Genomic DNA, 16,513 nt, shown 5'->3' with positions numbered 1-16,513 from the left:
CTCACCGGCGCGATTCGATTTCTTTGAGTTTGCGCCACAGCGTGTTTCGTCCAACGCCAAGCAGGCGCGCGGCCTTCGCGCGATTGCCCTTGCACTGGCGGAGAACGTCGACGATGTGGTCCGCCTCGACCTCGTTGAGCGGGCGCGAGTCGACTTCGCGCGGCGTTGCCGTGGAGCCGAGTGCGCGGCGCACCATCACGTCGACTTCGCCGGGTTGGAACGGCAGGAATATGTAGCCATACACGCCGCGCTGCATCGCCGCGACGGCGTCGCGGATTTGTGTCGCGCTGGCCAGGACCAGTACGGGAATGGCGCCGGCGATTCCGGGCGCGGTGTCAATCGTATCGGTAATGAGCACGTCGGCGTTTGCGTCGACGGCGTCATGCCCCGCGCTCTGAAGCATCGTGCGCAGGGTCAGACGGTTCGCCGGATCGTCGATGTGAAGTTGTACCCGCGCCATGAGCTAGACGCTACCGCAGGGAGACGGAGAATTCCAAGTGCATGGACGAACGCGGATCGCGATGAGCACATACATACAGGTCTGGATCGAGGCGCACAACAGCAGATCAGCACCTGGGGCAGGATGATGTGGCCGGCACGGGGGACAGTTTGCGCGGGTTATAGGAACTTGCTGATGCGCTGGGCAAGTTCGGAGACGACATCCGGGTGCTTGTACGTACCCTGCTCGAGAGCCTGCTTGGCCTGATCGACGCGATCTTGGCGGACGTCGGACTGCTTCGCCAGCGCGACGAGTGCCGTCAGCTTTGCGGCGGCCTGCGCTTCGGAACTGATGAGGACGTCGTCGGTCTCGGCAGATGACGAGGCCACCGCCTCGTCACGCCGTTTGTCCCGGACGTTTACGGGGCGTTCTGGTGCCGGCTCTGGAACGCCGCCAACTCCATGTACGCCAACCATTTCCAATCTCCTTAGTAGGGGTGGGCCCGTCCCTCTTGGCGAGTCCTCCGTACCGTATATCGGCAGAAAGCCGGAAAACTTTAACGCTCCCACGGATAGTACTCGGACACGTGGATCAAGTCAATACAAACTATTTAATTTCAGCGGGTTACAGGTTGGGACATAGCCTAATCGGTGTCGTGATTACCCGTCCTTCAACTTACCCGCGCGGCGTTTTCGAACATTGTCAACGAAAACAAGCACAATGATAAGGACGCCGATGAAGCCGCGCTGCCATTCGTTCTTCATGCCGTTGAGCTGGCAGATGTTCACAAGCACACCGATGATCAGCGCGCCGAGCAGGGCGCCGATGGCGCCGCCCTCTCCTCCTATCAGGCTTGCCCCACCGACGACACACGCGGCAATAGCGTCGAGTTCCCAGCCTTCGGCGGAAGTCGGGTCGCATACGCCGGAGCGGCTGGCGAGCATCAGACCGCCGAACCCCGCGAGCGTGCCGCAGAGGGCATACGCGCCGAGGCGCACCCGATCAACGTTGATACCCGAGAGGCGCGCGCCGGATAGGTTGCCGCCGGTGGCATAAACCTCCCTCCCGAACCGGGTGTAGGTGAGGATGAGGGCGAAGACTGCAACGGTCCCCATCATGACGAGAAAGGGGATCGACCACTGTGGCCCGCCGCCGAGCCATTTGAATGAGTCCGGAAACCCGGAGTAGCGGAAGCCTTTCGATATGCCGAGCGCCGCGCCGCGCGCCGCGAGCATCATTCCGAGCGTCACGATGAACGGCGGGATGCGGCCCTTCGTTACGAGCAGGCCATTGACGACGCCGCAGGCGAGCGCGGTGAGGACGCCGAGAACCATGCCGGGAAAGACGGGCCAGCCCCACGTTTTGATGGCGTGGCCGGACACCACTTGCGCGAGGGCGGCGATGCTGCCAACGGAGAGGTCGATGCCACCCGTGAGTATTACGAGGACCTCGCCAACGGACACAACCGTTATCGCGCTGATCCGTCGGGCGACATTTTGCAGGTTGTCCGGCATGAAGAACTTCGCGGTGTCCTGCGTGGCGGGAAAATACGGCAGAATAAAAGCCGATACGACGCACACCGCGCCCATCACGATGATGAGCAGGTTCTTGGAGATGAAACGGGGCATGTTAGGCGCGGATGCGGCCAATGGCCGCGTGCGAGTGAATTCTGGATTTCGGATTTCGGATTTTGGATTGGGATGTAGTGCGCATGGGATTCGATAGTCTCTTTGCGAAATATCGCGCAATGCAACGCCCCGCTTTCAATTCAGCACAAATCGCGGCGCGCTGAACCCAAAATCCAGAATCCAAAATCCAAAATTTCCAGATGAGTACCATGCAGGCCCGCATGCGTGCCTACAGCGGCAACGTCACGGGCCTGCCTTCCTTGCCGGAAAGGTCGGCGGCGAAGCAGGCCTCATGCGTCTTGTACGCGTCGGCGACGTTGCAGTGCGATTCCTTGTTCGCGAGGATGCAATCAACGAGGTGGGCGGCTTCGTACACGAATGGATGGTGCGTGACGTCGCCACTGTCGGGGAGAATCGTAGGCACGGTTGTCCACGATGTCTGGCCGGCGAATTTCTTTTTCGAATAGATGTTGTTGTTCTTGATGGTGCCGTGCGCGCCAACAAGGTTGATGTTGAACACGTAGGGCTGGATGCATTCGATGCACGACGCGACCTTGCCGATGCGGCCGTCGTTGAACTTCAGCATGGTGCAGGTTGTCGGAGCGTATTCGTAGCCCTTAAACGGCTCACCCTTGCCATAGGCGGCGTATTGGAACACCTCGGCGATTTCGCCGCCCATAAACCAGCGCAGCCCGTCGAGCGCATGGCAACCGGCGGAAAGCAGGGAACTGACGCCCACGTCCTTTTTGACGTTCCAACCGAATTGCTTGTACCAGGGGCCAATGCCGTGGAAGTAGTCGACTTCACCCATGATGATGTCGCCGATGGCGTCGTCCGCGAGTTGGGACTTGATTATCTCGAAGAGCGGGTTCCAGCGGAGCACGAAATTGACGACGGATTTCACGCCCGCTTTGGCGACGGCGTCGCGAATCGCTTTCGTATCTTCAATCGTTGTAGCCATGGCCTTTTCGAGCATGATGTGTTTGCCGGCTTGCGCGGCAGCGACCGCCTGCTGTTTGTGCAGGTTGGGCGGCGTCGCGATGGAGACGATGTTAATGCCGGGATGCGCGAGCATCTTTTCGTAATCGGTGAAGACGTCGCATTGAATGCCGCATTCCGCTGCTTTGGCTTTCGCGGAATCCGCCGTGCGGCCGCACAATGCGAGGACCTTCGTATGAGGGTTTACCTCGAACGCACGGATGTGCTCGCCCGAAACCCAACCCGTGCCGACTATTCCTACACCCATCTGCGCCATGTGAACACCCCTTGCAAGTAGTCAGTGGAAATGCCCCGGCAAGAGCCTAGTCACAAACGGTGCGCGCGTCAAATTCGGGGGCGATCGCAGCGTTATTCGGTGTCAGCCCGCATTTCTCACCGCCCCACGACGTCGCAGTGGATGTAAAATCCTTCGGTGCGGTGAGAAATGCTCACGAGTAAACCCTCGAGCGCATGGCGGGAGGATTCTTCACGCGAACACCCTGTAAAGACGTGAACCTATGGAACTTCATGTGACGCAACGGATAGTACACGGCTTTGCTGTTCGCGTGAAGAATCCGGGTTAGCGAGGTTGCGACGAAACACCGCGGTACGCTGCTTCCGGCACTGCGTCGCGTACGGTGGGCTATGGAGCAAACTTGTGTTCACTGTCCGTGGAATTGTGCGAAGACTAGCGCAGCCAAACCGGACACCATGACTACCGCGGCGCTCAGCGCGGGGGCGGACTGCGAGACCCACTCGAAGCGATGCGTGCGCCCGACCGCTCTAATGCCGAGCACAACCGTCAGGCCGACGCCGACGAGCGTCACCGCGAGTCCGAAGCTGAAACCCAATACCGTCAGCATCCCCATCCCGGCCTTGCCAACGCTCAGCGCGAGCAACATCACGGTAACCGATGCGGGGCACGGAATCATGCCGCCCGCGGCGCCAAACGAGAGCAATTGGACGACTGTCGGTCTGTCGCCCCGCTTCGCGTAGTCGGGCAATGTCGCGGCGTGGGCGCGCGCGTGCTCGTCGTCTGTCATATGGCTGTGGTCGTGATCGTGAATAGGCTCTTGCATGCCGAACGAAACCGTTTCGCGATCGTCGCCGCGCGTGGCGATTAATGCTGCGGAAAACTCATGGGGTTCTTCCGGCGCGGCATCGCTCAGAAGAACGGAATTGCCATCCGGAGTACAAAGTGGGAGCACTTCGATTCGGTTTCCATCGCGCTGAATTTCAACCCGATACGAAACATCCGGGTAAGATTCGTCCAGTGTAAGCCGCATCCGTTCGCCCTCCGGAGTGTCGATAATTTCGAGTGTCCCGTGGACGAGCTTCCCGTGTACGTGCACCGGGTCCGGCGCGTGATGGTGATGGTGGCCGTGCTCATGGGGGGCATGCCGAGGCCATCGCCGCCACAACAGCCACGCACCCAAGCCAACGACGATGACGCCGCTTGAAATCTGGAGCCAGTACATGGCGCTGTCGGCGAACGCCTCCCGCCCGAGGTACAGGGCGCCCGCTGCAAGCGCAATGACGACGACGCTGTGCGTGGCCGCCACGGAGAGGCCCAGCAGAAGCGCGTCCCGCTTGGTGCCCTTGATGCCGATCAGGTAGGCGGCCGTAAGCGTTTTCGCGTGCCCCGGCTCGAGCGCGTGAAGCGCTCCAAGCACGATAGCGGTCGGAAAATAGACAAGCGTAAGCGTATCTTGCATGGGACGATCTCCGATGGGGCCTACTTCAGGTACGATTTAATGACATCCAGTAGTTGCTGTGTCGCGCGAGACTGCTCCGCCGTCAGCTTCTTGTCGGGAATATGCACGTGATGCCGGACGTGTCCGTCAACGATTTCGTACATCAGCCCGTTGATTGCGCCTCGACACGCAGCAATCGTCTGAAGGACCGTGTAACAATCCTTTTCCTGGGCGAGGGCCTTCTCGATCGCTTCGACCTGCCCTTTGATGCGCCGGACGCGGACGAGCAATTTCGCTTTGGAATCGATGGTGTGGGACACGCCAACTCCTTTCCCAGATACCGGACTGGGGTATAGTATAAGGCGGCGCGCGGCCGTCGTCAAGATGCCCGCCTTCGCTTCCCTTTGCCTGTTTCCGTTATCATCTGCGTCCACGAAAGCAAGGAAGTTCGGAATGCATATTCTTGTGACCGGCGGGGCCGGTTTCATCGGCTCCCATGTCGTAGACCAGTTGATTGACGCAGGGCACTCGGTAGCGGTTGTGGACAATCTGAGCACGGGTGTGCGCGATTATGTGAATCCAAAGGCGTCGTTCCACGAGCTGAGCATCGGCGATAGCGGCATCGCCGAAGTTTTTCAGAAAGAGAAGCCGGATGCGGTATGCCACCTTGCGGCGCAGATCAACGTCACCGAGAGCGTAAAGGACCCGGCGTTCGACGCGATGACGAACATAATCGGGACGATTAATTTGCTCGAGGCTTCGGTCCGGGCGGGCGTAAAGCGGTTCGTCTTTTCGTCCACGGGCGGCGCCATTTATGGTTCGCCCGAGAAGTTGCCCGCGGACGAGAACACGAAGCCGGAACCCATGAGCCCGTACGGTACAAGCAAGCTGGCGACAGAGGAGTACATCAAGACGTACTCGCGGAACCATCCGCTGACGTACGTGATCCTGCGGTACTCGAACGTGTTTGGGCCGCGGCAGGTGCCACACGGCGAGTGCGGCGTATGCGCGGTATTGACAGAGTTGATGTTGAAGGGCAAGCAGCCGACGTTATATGGGTTTGGCGAGCCGGTGCGTGACTACGTGTACGTCGGGGACGTTGCGCGCGCAAACGTGCTTGCGCTCGACCGTGGCCGCAACGTCACGGTGAATATTTCCAATGGCAGAGGCACGACCGTCAACGAAATCTTCGATGCCCTCGATAAGGTGATTGGGTTCCATCAAGCGCCGTTGCGCAAACCGCTTCGTGCGGGCGAAGTCGAGAAGATAATCTGCGACAATGGTCGCGCTAAGGCCGAGTTGGGCTGGGAGCCGACGGTGGGCCTGTTGGAGGGACTGCAAAACACCATCGACCATATGCGTGGGTAGACACCAACAATAGGAGTAACCGTTGCGACGGACAAATTATCAGCGCGAGAAACGGCAAAAGGACCTCGAGAAAATGCGCAAAAAAGAAGAAAAGAAGAAGCGCAAACTCGAACGCAAAGGGCTCCTGCCTGGCCCGTCGGATGACGCAGCCGGGCCGGGCGATGATTCGGTCACACCAACCGACGCGGAGTAACCCGGTCAAGCCCGAACCGGTACTCGTGCCCCGGACGCGCATGTGAACTCCTCAACCCGCCCCCCCGGTTCTGATCGCTTCGGGGGCGCCCGCAGAGCGCCAGAGGCAGGTGAGGCGTCGAGGCGCACCGCGCATCCAACTTCGACAACAGCAACACCGATTCGATACGCCGTAGCATTGCCTCGCAAGTCGGGGCGAATCGCATCTTTCGACCTGATGTGGCATGGCCACCGGACGTGCATGGTTCGCGTCTGCCCCCTCCCTCCCGCTCCTGCTTCATGGCGACTTGATTCGAGGAGCCGCTCAAGCTGTTTTATTTGAACCATTTACGTACGCCAACGCAAGGTTTGCCAGGCGATTAAAGATACCTATTGCGGAATTATTTTAATCGTGATAGTATTCACGATATTGAGCGCGTTGCACGTGTACGCCAGAAGCTAAGAGGGGAATCCTCACTTCGAAGGGGGCTTCGGAAGTCAGGATTCGCTCTGGCGAGGGGGCAAGCCGTGAGCAAGTTGGGGGCGCCACTGGCCTTTATCAAATGGCTACTGGCGGGAGAGACACTGGAGTCCGCGCCGGGCGACCCTAGTGCCGGGACGCGGAAGGGATTCTGGCGATGGCTGCTCTCGCCCGAAGAGCTCCCTGTACTCGAACCGAATGCAACCGAGCAGCAGCCAGCCGGCTTATTACGTTTCATTTTCTCCCCCGAACGGCTGCCGTCGTCAGATGTTGACGCGGCGGAATCCTGCACGAAAGGGAGGAACCCAACTTGACTCACACCAAACATCTTTGGCGCGTCGCAGTTTTGCTCATCGTCGCGGGTGTCGCGGGTGTCGTTGGAAGACACTTCTTGATTCCTCCGACATTCGGCGCGACGGGGTTTTACCGGGCGGACAGTCTCACGGAACACATGTCGAAGCCGGTGGTCCACGGAACGCGGACGTCGTGCAATTCCTGCCACGCGGACGTTGCGCAGACTTTTCTTGCCGGAAAGCACGCTGGCTTGGCGTGCGAAACGTGCCACGGGCCGGAATCCAAACACGCGCGAGGCGAAGAGAAAACCGCCGACATGCCAACGACGATGACCGGCGCGCAGTGCGCCCTTTGCCACGCGCAACTTCGGGCGCGTCCCGAGACGCAACATCAAATCGTGTTCAGCGAGCACTTGGTAACGTTGGGTGTAGCGGAAGCAGGCGAGCAGATCCCGGAAGATGTTTGTTACACGTGCCACGACGCACACAGCCCAGGCTTAGAGGAAACAACCGATGAAGCGCCCCAACCCATTACAACCCAGTAGTCTCGCGAATCCCACGTCGCGGCGCGCGTTTTTGGAGAATACTGCGTTCGCGGTGACAGGAGCGATGGCGACAGTCGCGGGCGGTGCGAGTTTATGTCAGGTATTCGCGGAAGGCACGGCGGCTTCGGCGCCTGCTGCGGCGCCTGCCGGCGTGTACGACCCGACGAAGCACCGGTACGTGTTTCTCGTGGACGTGAACAAGTGCATCGGTTGCGGCGAATGCGTGCGCGCCTGCGAGGTGGAGAACGAGGTGCCGGAGCACTTTTTCCGCACGTGGATCGAGCGTTATGAAGTGACGCGGACCGGCGACGTATCGATTGATTCGCCAAACGGCGGCAGGGACGGATTCTCCGAGTCGGTAACGGGCGGAGACGTAACCAAGGCGTTTTTCGTCCCGAAGTTGTGCAATCACTGCACGCACACGCCCTGCGTCCAGTTGTGTCCGGTGGGCGCTTCATACCGGAGTCCGGACGGCGTCATTCTGGTCGACGAGGAACGCTGCATCGGATGCGGCTACTGCGTGCAGGCTTGTCCCTACGGGTCGCGCTTTATTCATCCGACGAAGCACGTCGCGTCGAAGTGCACGCTGTGTTATCACCGGATCACGAAGGGCATGAGGACGGCCTGCGTTGACGCGTGCCCGGTCAATGCGCGCATGCTCGGCGACGCAATGGATCCGAACGATGAAGTCAGCAACATTATCGCTACGCAGCCGGTCGCCGAACTGAAGCCGGAACTTTTGACCGAACCGAACTGCCACTATTTGGGATATAGCAAGGAGATTCGCTAATGGCGCCTGAATCTTTGGGCTACTCGTTTCCCAACGATCTCCACATTATGTGGAGCCTGATGATCGTCATGTATCCGTATATTACGGGGCTGGTGGCGGGCGCGTTTATTGTGTCGTCACTGTACCACGTTTTCGGCAGGAACGAGTTGCGCCCGGTAAGCCGGTTGTCGATGGTGGCGTCGTTTTCATTCTTAACGATGGCGCCCGTGCCGCTACTGTTGCACCTCGGCCACCCGGAGCGCTGTTTCAATATCATGGTCACGCCGCATTTTACGTCAGCCATGGCAGCGTTCGGATTGATCTACGCGTTGTATCTGACGCTCGTCTTGGTCGAAATCTGGCTGGTGTACCGAAAGGACATCATTCTGACGGCAGCGCGCAGCCGCGGGCTGAAGCGCGTCATTTTCAAGGTCCTTGCCTTGGGCGTGTACGACATGTCGGACGACGCGTTACGAATCGATCGCAAGGTGATCGTAACGCTTGCCGCGATTGGCATTCCGGCGGCATGCATTCTGCACGGCTATGTGGGGTTCATGTTCGGATCGGTGAAGGCCAACCACTGGTGGTCGACGCCGCTGATGCCCATCATCTTTCTTTTTTCGGCGGTGACTTCCGGGATCGCAATGGTGATTGTGCTCTACATGGTGATCTCACGCTTGAACCAGCGCATCATCGACGGCGAGTGCGTGCAGGCGCTGTCGCGGTGGCTGTGGCTGTTTACGATACTTACGGTAACGATTGAACAATTGGAAATTGTAACGCTGGCGTACAAACAGGGTGAGGAATGGCCGATCATCGCCACGCTGTTGAGCGATAAACTGGCATTTCCATTTCTTGTAGTGCAAACCGTAATCGGGTCCATGATTCCGATCATTTTGTTCGGAATTGTCGTGCTGATGCGGCCGTTCCTGACCGATCCACTCCGGAATACGATCGCGTTCGTTGCGTCGATCATCCTCTTGCTGCAAGTTTTTTCGATGCGCTGGAACGTAGTCATTGGGGGGCAGATATTCTCGAAGAGCCTGCGCGGGTTTCGGGAGAGTTATGTGCCCGAACTGTTTGGCCAAGAGGGAATCGCAGCCGCGATCATCGTCTTTATCGTACCGTTCGTTGTGATGGCTGTCTTTAACCGGTACTTGCCGCTGCACGCGGACCAAAAAGAAGGCGGACGCGGCATGCCGGCAAACGTGTCGTAGAACGCGGAAATCGCGTTGGGCCCGCGGCTGTTCGTACAGGATACAGCCGCGCGAGGAACTTCCGCGATTAGAATTCGGCGGCGGCGTCAAGATCGGCCCGCCGCCTTAAACCACAGTTCGGATGACGGGGCCGGTCATGAGCGACGACTTGCCAACTTTCGAGCGTCGATTCGAACAGCTTGCGGCCGAGGTACAAGCGCTGTCTGCGCGCGTGGACGAACTTGCTCTCCGCCTTGCCGGGGCTGAATCCTTCGTCACCCAATACGCCGAACCTCACTCGTCGCTTGAAGACGATGCGGTTCCGCAGCGCGGGCCGGCGGATTGGACAGGCGCGACGGTGCTTGCGGGCGCGGCGGCGGTGTGCTTCCTGCTGGTGTTTGCTTTAATCCTTCGAACCTTGGTGGACAATCGGGTCATCGACCAGCCGATCGGGGCGGTCGCGGGCCTCATCTATGCATCCCTGATACTCGTGTATGGATATTACCGCGCGCACGCAAAGCGACGGTTCGCGTCGCTTTCGACCACCTGCGGCGCGGTACTGATACTTGCGATCGTGGTAGAGACGCATTTCCGGTTTGGATTGCTCTCTGCCGACGCGGCGTACGCGGTCATCGCTGCAACATTGTGCGTGATGCTCGCCGCGGGACTTCGATACGGCGCGTATGGCGCGTTTGACATTGCGGTTCCGGGCGTTTCGGTAGTGGCAATAGGCATCGACTTTCCGGATTCGGATTTTGTACGCGTAGGCGCGGTTCTTGCCGTCGCGATGGCGGCCGCGTATGCCGCATCGTCCGACGCGCGAACGCGTTGGCTGGCGTACTTCATGTTAGCGGTAAGCGCCTTCTTCTGGATGTGGTGGACCATAAAACTACACGTCCCACTTTCTCGCGGAGAACCGTTGGACCCGTCGCTCCGGGCGAACTGGTACCAGGCGTGCCTCGCCGTGTTCGTCCTGTTGTACACGGGCCAGGCCATTATCGCGGCGTTGAGCGCGCGGCGGACAATGGGCGTATTCGAGTGCGCAGCGCCATTACTTGCATCGTCCGCGGCATACCTGTTGGCGCGTGACATTGGCGCAGCCGGCGGGAACGCGCCGCACGTAGTCGGCTGGACTGGCCTCGGTGGAGCGATCGTCTACGCTGCACTTTCCGTGTGGTTCGCGCCGCGTAACGCGAAAGGCAAAACGGCGGCAACGTGGTTTATGGTTGCATCCATTGTCCTGCTTGCGCTCAGCGTTCCGGATATGTTTACAAACGCGTTGCTCCCGATTTTCGTGTGGACAGCCGCATCGCTCGTTGTGACGATATGTGCTCGCCGGCGTTTGGGCGGGGCGGTTCCGATCGCGGCGATTCTGTTGCAGGTATACGGGTGCGTATATGCGTTGTGGAACGGAGTTTTTGACGTCGTTTCTCCGCAGCCCTTCGTCAGCGCGGCGGCCTTAACCATGCTGAGCATTGGCACCGTATTCCACTACTCGTGGCTGCAACGCAACGCCGACCCGAAGGCGGCGCACCCGGCAGTCCTGCCGCAACAGGCACGCCTGATAACAATTACAGTGTTCTTTGCCGGACTCATCTACGCCTTTTGCTCGGGAAGAATCGTGCTGTACAACGCGCTGGTTTACTTGCTGGACGACGCCGGATACGCGTTTGAATGCGGGCAGTCCGTGCTCATCAATTCATCGCGTTAAAATGGATGCGCAACGATTTACTCGCGAGCGCAGTGGTTGTCGCGCTCATCGGGGCGACGAAGGTTTTCGCGTACGATCTGCTTCGGACACAAGGCGTTCCATTGGTGATTAGCGTTTTCGCGTTCGGGGTAACCGCCACGGCCGGTTCACTGATTTGGAACCGGTGGCAGCGGGCTGCGGCGCCGGAAGAGCCGGCATCCGTAAACCCCGCCGATTGAGCGCTCCTTCAAACGAGCTGGGCAGCCTGACGCTTGGGTCGTCGGAACCGTTCCCCGCCAAAACCATCGGGGATTTCTCCGAGTCAAACCGGACAAAGAAGTGGCGAGGTGTGCCTCGACGGCCAGAACGGGTCGAAGTTGGCCGCCAGATAGGTGTAGAATCTTTTCTCTATGGCCGGGCAACCCGAAGCGAACGAAAATGGACAGCTCATTGAAGTGCGGGAACTTACGAAGCACTACGAGATGGGCGATACGGTGGTGCAGGCCCTGCGCGGCGTGTCATTTGGAATAGCGCGCGGTACGTTTGTGGCGATCATGGGCCCTTCGGGTTCGGGCAAGACGACGTTGATGGACATACTGGGTTGTCTGTCGCGGCCAACCTCGGGAGAGTATCTGCTTGGTGGGGTGCCGGTGTCGAAACTGCCCGAGTCGCGGTTGGCCCAGTTGCGCAACCATGAGATTGGGTTCGTGTTTCAGAACTTCAATTTGCTTTCTCGGACGACCGCGCTGGCAAATGTCGAGTTGCCACTGCTCTATGACGGCGTCCCGAAGAAGGACCGCGTAGCGCGGGCGAAGGAGACTCTGGAGTCGGTCGGGCTTGGCGAGAGATTGTACCACAAGCCGAGCGAACTCTCCGGGGGTCAGCGGCAGCGTGTGGCGATTGCGCGCGCGCTGGTGAACAAGCCGAGCATTCTGTTCGCGGACGAACCGACGGGGAACCTGGATACGACGAGCGGCGAGAGCATCCTCGCGCTGTTCGACGAACTGCATAAACAAGGCAACACAATCGTCATGGTAACGCACGAGCGCGACGTGGCCGAACACGCCGAACGCATCCTGAGTTTTCGTGACGGCAATCTGGTGAAGGACGAATGGCGAACCAACGGAGTCTGGGACCCAAAATCATTGGGTGGTTAATTGTTCTCGTGGTCGTGCTGGGCGTACCGGCATTTCTCCTGACGCGCGAGAAGACCATCGAGGTGACGGCCGCGCCGGTGGAGCGCGGGCGCGTCGAGCAGACCATCACGGCGATCGCGTCCGGTACGGTGAAAGCGACATCAACGTCGCTGGTTGCCGCAGGCGCAATGGGAACGATCATGGCGTTTCCATCCGAGGAAGGCGATACCGTGGCGAAGGGCGACGTGCTAGTCGAATTGCGCCACTCGGAACTGGATGCGCAAGTCCGGCTCGCAGAAGCGAACCTCAAAGTCGGGGAGTCCCGCCTGCTGCAGGCGACATTGGGCAAGAATATCAGCAGCAAGGTCTCGAGTACGCGCGTGGCGCAGGCGCGGGCGCAGTACGATCAGGCCAAGAAGGACTACGAACAGGCAAAGACGCTGATGGACAAGAACTCGATCGCGCGTAACCTCTTCGACAAGGCCGAGACGGCGTTCAAGGTCGCCGAGGAGGCGCTCGCGGCGGCGCTGGCGAGCGAAGGCGAGAACGCCGTGCGAGACGAAGAAGTGATCATGGCGCAGGCGAACATCGAGCAGTTGAAGGCCGCGGTCGAGGTAGCCGAAGCGATGCGCGACAATGCGATTGTAAAGGCGCCATTCGACGGGGTCGTGGCGAAGACGATGCGCGAAGTGGGCGAGGCGGTGACGATCGGCATGCCGCTGCTGCAACTCGTCAATCCGTCGGACATTTATATCGAGGCGCCATTCGACGAGGCGAATGCATCGCAAATCAAAGTGGGCCAGAAGGTGCGCATCAACATCGACGCGTACCGTGAACAGGACTTTTACGGCACGGTCGATTTCATCTCGCCGGTCGTTTCGTTGAACCCGGACCTGAGCCGAACGCTCAACGTACAGGTCAAGATCGAACAGGACAAGGACAAGTTCATCACCGGCATGTCGGCGGACGTGATCATCCTCGTGGACGAAAAGGACGATGTCATCTTCGCGCCCACGGAGTCGCTCATCCGGCAGGAGTTCGCATACGTCGTTGAAGGCGGCCGTGCGGTGCGCCGCGACGTGACGACCGGCGTCGGAAACTGGAACACGATCGAGATTACGGAAGGACTCGAGGAAGGCGACCAGCTCATCACGTCGGTGTCGCTTGCGGCGCTGAAAGAGGGTGTGAAAGTGAAGGTCGTCGAAAAGTTGGCGACGTAATGGGCCCCTTCGATTACCTTGGTATTGCCCTCGATTCGATCGCGCAGAACAAGGTCCGGTCGCTGCTTACGATGCTGGGCGTCATCATCGGCGTGATGTCCGTGATTCTCCTCATTTCGCTCGGCGAAGGCGCGCAGGCATACATTCAACGCGAGTTTGCGGGCATGGGCAGCAACGTGCTGTTGATCACGCCGGGCAAGCAGGAAACTTCGGGGATGATGCCGATCATTGCCGGAAGCTTCCGTAAACTCACGTACGAGAACGCAAAAGAGATCGAGCGCAGGGCGCTCGGTGTCCGGGCTGTGGCGCCGGTCGTGATTGGGGCGGGAGCAGTCGAGTATGGGGAGCGCCGCCGGAATACGATGGTTATCGCGTCAACGGAGGACTTCGAGAAAGTCCGCAACCTTCACGCGCAGTTGGGCCGGTTCATTTCCGATCAGGACATCGACAAGAATAACAAGGTGTGCGTCATCGGCGTGAAGGTGAAAGAAGAGTTGTTCGGCACGGACAACCCCCTGAACAAGAGCGTGAGCATCAATCGGTCGAAACACACGATTGTCGGCGTGCTCGAGCCGAAGGGCATGATGCTGGGCCTCAACATCGATGACCTGGTGGTGATTCCGCTACGCAGCGGACAGTTGATGTTTTACGGCGGTGAAGACCGGTTGTTCCAAATCGTGGCCGGGGCCAAGAGCCCGGACGACGTGAAAGTCGCGACGGAAAGCGTTCGGAGCATACTTAAAGCCGCGCACGACTACGTCGAGGACTTTACCATCACCGATCAGACGTCAATCCTTGCTACGTTTAATCAGATTTTTGTAGCGATGCGCGTGATGCTGGCGGGCATTGCGGGTATCTCGCTCCTGGTAGGCGGCATTGGGATCATGAATATCATGCTGGTGTCCGTTCGGGAACGTACGCGGGAGGTGGGCGTGCGCAAGGCGGTCGGCGCGACGCGTCACGACATCGGAATGCAATTTGTGATCGAGTCTATAACGCTGAGTTCGATAGGCGGATCGATCGGGATTGCGCTGGGGTTCCTGGGCACCTTCATTATTCGATCGATTTACCCGCCCCTCCCCGTGTACACGTCGAGCTGGGCGGTCATTCTTGCCTTCTTTTTCTCGATGGCGGTCGGTGTATTCTTCGGGGCATACCCGGCGTTCAAAGCGTCGGGCGTGGACCCGGTCGAGGCCCTTCGGTACGAGTGAATTGCTGTTCGTAGACAGTTGGGCGCCGGTTTGGTAGTATCGCGCCAGCGCTGGGCGGCGCGTGAGGGTGCGGAGCCTAATCCAAACGAGAGGGGCGTTGTGCGCCATGCTGAATTTGGCAGTAATTCTCGAGAACAGTGCGCGGGAGCGGCCGAGCCATCCGGCCGTGGTGTACGGGCAGTTCCGGTTGGACTACCAGACCATCAACGCGATGGCGAACCAGGTCGCGAACGGGTTGGTGAAAGCGGGCATTCGCAAGGGCGACAAGGTGGCATTGTCGTGCCCAAACCTTCCCTATTTCCCGATCGTATACTTCGGCGTGCTGAAGGCGGGCGGGGTATTCGTGCCGCTCAACGTGCTGCTGCGCGATCGGGAGGTGGCGTATCATCTCTCGGATTCCGACGCGTCGGTATACATTTGTTTCGAGGGTACGCAGGAGTTGCCAATCGGGAAGGTGGGGTACGAGGGCTGGAAGGAAGCCGGGACCTGCGAGCACTTTTACATAATTCCGACGATTCCCGGCGGGGACTCCCCCATTCCCGGCGTGCCCACGCTGGGCGACTTGATGCATGAGCAGCCCACGACATTCGATACGGTACAGTGCAGGCCCGATGACACCGCAATCATCATATACACTTCGGGCACAACGGGCCGTCCCAAGGGCGCTGAACTGACGCACTCGAACAATCTGATGTACAGTATGACCAGCCGGAAGCTACTCGACGGATCGCCGGACGACGTAACCTTGGCGGTGCTGCCGTTGTTCCACTCGTTCGGACTCAACGCGCTGCTGAATTCGGTAATCTACGGCGGCGCGACCATTGTGCTGCACACACGATTCGAGCCCGGCGCCGCGTGGCAGGCATTTGACGACGAAGGGGTGACCGTGTTTGCCGGCGTGCCGACGATGTATTGGGACCTGCTCAATTACTCCGGAGCCGATACGCACGATATGGAGAAAATCCGGTCGAACATGCGTCTGGGCGTGTGCGGCGGAGCGCCGATGCCGGTGGACGTGATGACGCGGTTCCAGGAGAAATTCGATATCAAGATTCTCGAGGGATACGGTCTGAGCGAAACGACGGCGGGCTGCAGCTTCAACCGCATCGATATGCCGCAAAAGATCGGGTCGATCGGCGTACCCATTTGGGGTATGGAGATGAAGGTCGTGGACGACAACATGAGCGAGCTTCCGGTAGGCCAGCCGGGCGAGATCGTTGTGCGCGGACCATTGGTTATGAAGGGCTATTACAAGCGCGACGAGGCGAACGAGGAAGCTTTCCGCGGCGGCTGGTTCCACACGGGCGACGTCGGATACAAGGACGAGGACGGCTATTTTTACATCGTCGATCGCATCAAGGACATGATCATCCGAGGCGGATTCAACGTGTATCCGCGCGAGATAGAAGAAGTATTGATGGCGCACCCGGAAATATCGCTGGCGGCGGCGATTGGAATTCCGGACGAAGAGTACGGCGAGGAAGTGAAGGTCTACGTCATTCTCGAAAATGGCTCGACGATGCAGGTCGAGGACATCCTTGCGTACGGCAAGAAGCAGTTGGCGGCATACAAGTACCCGCGCATGGCGGAGATTGTGACCAGCCTTCCCATCGGCCCGACGGGAAAGATTCTGAAGACCGAACTGCGGAAGATTGCGTTGGCGCAGGCGCCCGCCTGAAACGAACAATCAACGC

General features: G+C 59.4%; 17 protein-coding genes. 11 read left to right on the top strand and 6 right to left on the bottom strand.

What is annotated here, in order from left to right; all coding sequences use genetic code 11:
- Window position 1 precedes the first annotated feature (1 nt).
- The 6 genes from HUU46_20575 to HUU46_20550 all read right to left on the bottom strand — a co-directional run bounded on the left by HUU46_20575 (window position 2) and on the right by HUU46_20550 (window position 5,059).
- Window positions 2-460: a hypothetical protein gene (locus tag HUU46_20575; GenBank protein ID NUM56042.1), complete on the bottom strand. Its 459-nt coding sequence runs from the start codon at window positions 458-460 to the stop codon at window positions 2-4.
- Between the two features lie 158 nt (window positions 461-618).
- Window positions 619-915 (bottom strand): flagellar biosynthesis anti-sigma factor FlgM, encoded by a 297-nt coding sequence (locus HUU46_20570; GenBank protein ID NUM56041.1) that lies wholly within the window; start codon window positions 913-915, stop codon window positions 619-621.
- 183 nt (window positions 916-1,098) lie between these two features.
- On the bottom strand, window positions 1,099-2,067 hold the full coding sequence (locus tag HUU46_20565) for an ABC transporter permease (GenBank protein ID NUM56040.1): 969 nt from the start codon (window positions 2,065-2,067) through the stop codon (window positions 1,099-1,101).
- Window positions 2,068-2,296: 229 nt separating this feature from the next.
- On the bottom strand, window positions 2,297-3,322 hold the full coding sequence (locus HUU46_20560) for a Gfo/Idh/MocA family oxidoreductase (GenBank protein NUM56039.1): 1,026 nt from the start codon (window positions 3,320-3,322) through the stop codon (window positions 2,297-2,299).
- Window positions 3,323-3,707: 385 nt separating this feature from the next.
- Window positions 3,708-4,760, bottom strand: coding sequence for a hypothetical protein (locus HUU46_20555; protein ID NUM56038.1), 1,053 nt, complete (start codon window positions 4,758-4,760; stop codon window positions 3,708-3,710).
- A 20-nt stretch (window positions 4,761-4,780) separates the two neighbouring features.
- Window positions 4,781-5,059, bottom strand: coding sequence for a metal/formaldehyde-sensitive transcriptional repressor (locus tag HUU46_20550; GenBank protein NUM56037.1), 279 nt, complete (start codon window positions 5,057-5,059; stop codon window positions 4,781-4,783).
- 133 nt (window positions 5,060-5,192) lie between these two features.
- Here HUU46_20550 and HUU46_20545 point away from each other — a divergent pair, with 133 nt between their 5' ends.
- From HUU46_20545 to HUU46_20495, 11 genes are all read left to right on the top strand, one after another.
- Window positions 5,193-6,107 carry an NAD-dependent epimerase/dehydratase family protein gene (locus tag HUU46_20545; GenBank protein ID NUM56036.1) on the top strand — a complete coding sequence of 305 codons (915 nt, stop codon included), beginning with the start codon at window positions 5,193-5,195 and terminating at the stop codon, window positions 6,105-6,107.
- Between the two features lie 22 nt (window positions 6,108-6,129).
- Window positions 6,130-6,300 carry a hypothetical protein gene (locus tag HUU46_20540; GenBank protein ID NUM56035.1) on the top strand — a complete coding sequence of 57 codons (171 nt, stop codon included), beginning with the start codon at window positions 6,130-6,132 and terminating at the stop codon, window positions 6,298-6,300.
- Between the two features lie 769 nt (window positions 6,301-7,069).
- Window positions 7,070-7,597 (top strand): hypothetical protein, encoded by a 528-nt coding sequence (locus HUU46_20535; protein ID NUM56034.1) that lies wholly within the window; start codon window positions 7,070-7,072, stop codon window positions 7,595-7,597.
- Window positions 7,566-8,387: a 4Fe-4S dicluster domain-containing protein gene (locus HUU46_20530; GenBank protein NUM56033.1), complete on the top strand. Its 822-nt coding sequence runs from the start codon at window positions 7,566-7,568 to the stop codon at window positions 8,385-8,387. The genes HUU46_20535 and HUU46_20530 overlap by 32 nt, the downstream gene beginning before the upstream one ends.
- The gene (gene nrfD, locus HUU46_20525) at window positions 8,387-9,583 is read left to right on the top strand and encodes a polysulfide reductase NrfD (GenBank protein ID NUM56032.1); all 1,197 of its coding nucleotides are present in this window, start codon (window positions 8,387-8,389) and stop codon (window positions 9,581-9,583) included. The genes HUU46_20530 and nrfD overlap by 1 nt, the downstream gene beginning before the upstream one ends.
- Window positions 9,584-9,719: 136 nt before the next feature.
- Window positions 9,720-11,273, top strand: a complete 1,554-nt coding sequence (locus tag HUU46_20520; protein ID NUM56031.1) for a hypothetical protein — start codon at window positions 9,720-9,722, stop codon at window positions 11,271-11,273.
- A 5-nt stretch (window positions 11,274-11,278) separates the two neighbouring features.
- Window positions 11,279-11,491 carry a hypothetical protein gene (locus HUU46_20515; GenBank protein ID NUM56030.1) on the top strand — a complete coding sequence of 71 codons (213 nt, stop codon included), beginning with the start codon at window positions 11,279-11,281 and terminating at the stop codon, window positions 11,489-11,491.
- A gap of 171 nt (window positions 11,492-11,662) precedes the next feature.
- Window positions 11,663-12,409 (top strand): ABC transporter ATP-binding protein, encoded by a 747-nt coding sequence (locus tag HUU46_20510; GenBank protein ID NUM56029.1) that lies wholly within the window; start codon window positions 11,663-11,665, stop codon window positions 12,407-12,409.
- A complete protein-coding gene (locus tag HUU46_20505; GenBank protein ID NUM56028.1) occupies window positions 12,364-13,608 on the top strand; it encodes an efflux RND transporter periplasmic adaptor subunit in 1,245 nt (414 codons plus the stop codon). The genes HUU46_20510 and HUU46_20505 overlap by 46 nt, the downstream gene beginning before the upstream one ends.
- Window positions 13,608-14,819: an ABC transporter permease gene (locus HUU46_20500; protein NUM56027.1), complete on the top strand. Its 1,212-nt coding sequence runs from the start codon at window positions 13,608-13,610 to the stop codon at window positions 14,817-14,819. Before HUU46_20505 ends, HUU46_20500 begins: the two co-directional genes overlap by 1 nt.
- Before the next feature lie 106 nt (window positions 14,820-14,925).
- Window positions 14,926-16,497 (top strand): long-chain fatty acid--CoA ligase, encoded by a 1,572-nt coding sequence (locus HUU46_20495; protein ID NUM56026.1) that lies wholly within the window; start codon window positions 14,926-14,928, stop codon window positions 16,495-16,497.
- The last annotated feature ends 16 nt before the right edge of the window (window positions 16,498-16,513 follow it).

Source organism: Candidatus Hydrogenedentota bacterium (assembly GCA_013359265.1).
Taxonomy (GTDB): Bacteria; Hydrogenedentota; Hydrogenedentia; order Hydrogenedentales; family SLHB01; genus JABWCD01.
The sequence above is the reverse complement of the archived record's forward strand: the minus strand, read 5'-3'. Positions and strand labels throughout refer to the sequence as shown.

Bases quoted from the DNA above. Each gene is read 5' to 3' on its own strand.
- HUU46_20575 (NUM56042.1), bottom strand. From the start codon at position 460: ATGGCGCGGGTACAACTTCACATCGACGATCCGGCGAACCGTCTGACC.
- HUU46_20570 (NUM56041.1), bottom strand. From the start codon at position 915: ATGGTTGGCGTACATGGAGTTGGCGGCGTTCCAGAGCCGGCACCAGAA.
- HUU46_20565 (NUM56040.1), bottom strand. From the start codon at position 2,067: ATGCCCCGTTTCATCTCCAAGAACCTGCTCATCATCGTGATGGGCGCG.
- HUU46_20560 (NUM56039.1), bottom strand. From the start codon at position 3,322: ATGGCGCAGATGGGTGTAGGAATAGTCGGCACGGGTTGGGTTTCGGGC.
- HUU46_20555 (NUM56038.1), bottom strand. From the start codon at position 4,760: ATGCAAGATACGCTTACGCTTGTCTATTTTCCGACCGCTATCGTGCTT.
- HUU46_20545 (NUM56036.1), top strand. From the start codon at position 5,193: ATGCATATTCTTGTGACCGGCGGGGCCGGTTTCATCGGCTCCCATGTC.
- HUU46_20530 (NUM56033.1), top strand. From the start codon at position 7,566: ATGAAGCGCCCCAACCCATTACAACCCAGTAGTCTCGCGAATCCCACG.
- nrfD (NUM56032.1), top strand. From the start codon at position 8,387: ATGGCGCCTGAATCTTTGGGCTACTCGTTTCCCAACGATCTCCACATT.
- HUU46_20520 (NUM56031.1), top strand. From the start codon at position 9,720: ATGAGCGACGACTTGCCAACTTTCGAGCGTCGATTCGAACAGCTTGCG.
- HUU46_20515 (NUM56030.1), top strand. From the start codon at position 11,279: ATGCGCAACGATTTACTCGCGAGCGCAGTGGTTGTCGCGCTCATCGGG.
- HUU46_20510 (NUM56029.1), top strand. From the start codon at position 11,663: ATGGCCGGGCAACCCGAAGCGAACGAAAATGGACAGCTCATTGAAGTG.
- HUU46_20505 (NUM56028.1), top strand. From the start codon at position 12,364: ATGGCGAACCAACGGAGTCTGGGACCCAAAATCATTGGGTGGTTAATT.
- HUU46_20500 (NUM56027.1), top strand. From the start codon at position 13,608: ATGGGCCCCTTCGATTACCTTGGTATTGCCCTCGATTCGATCGCGCAG.
- HUU46_20495 (NUM56026.1), top strand. From the start codon at position 14,926: ATGCTGAATTTGGCAGTAATTCTCGAGAACAGTGCGCGGGAGCGGCCG.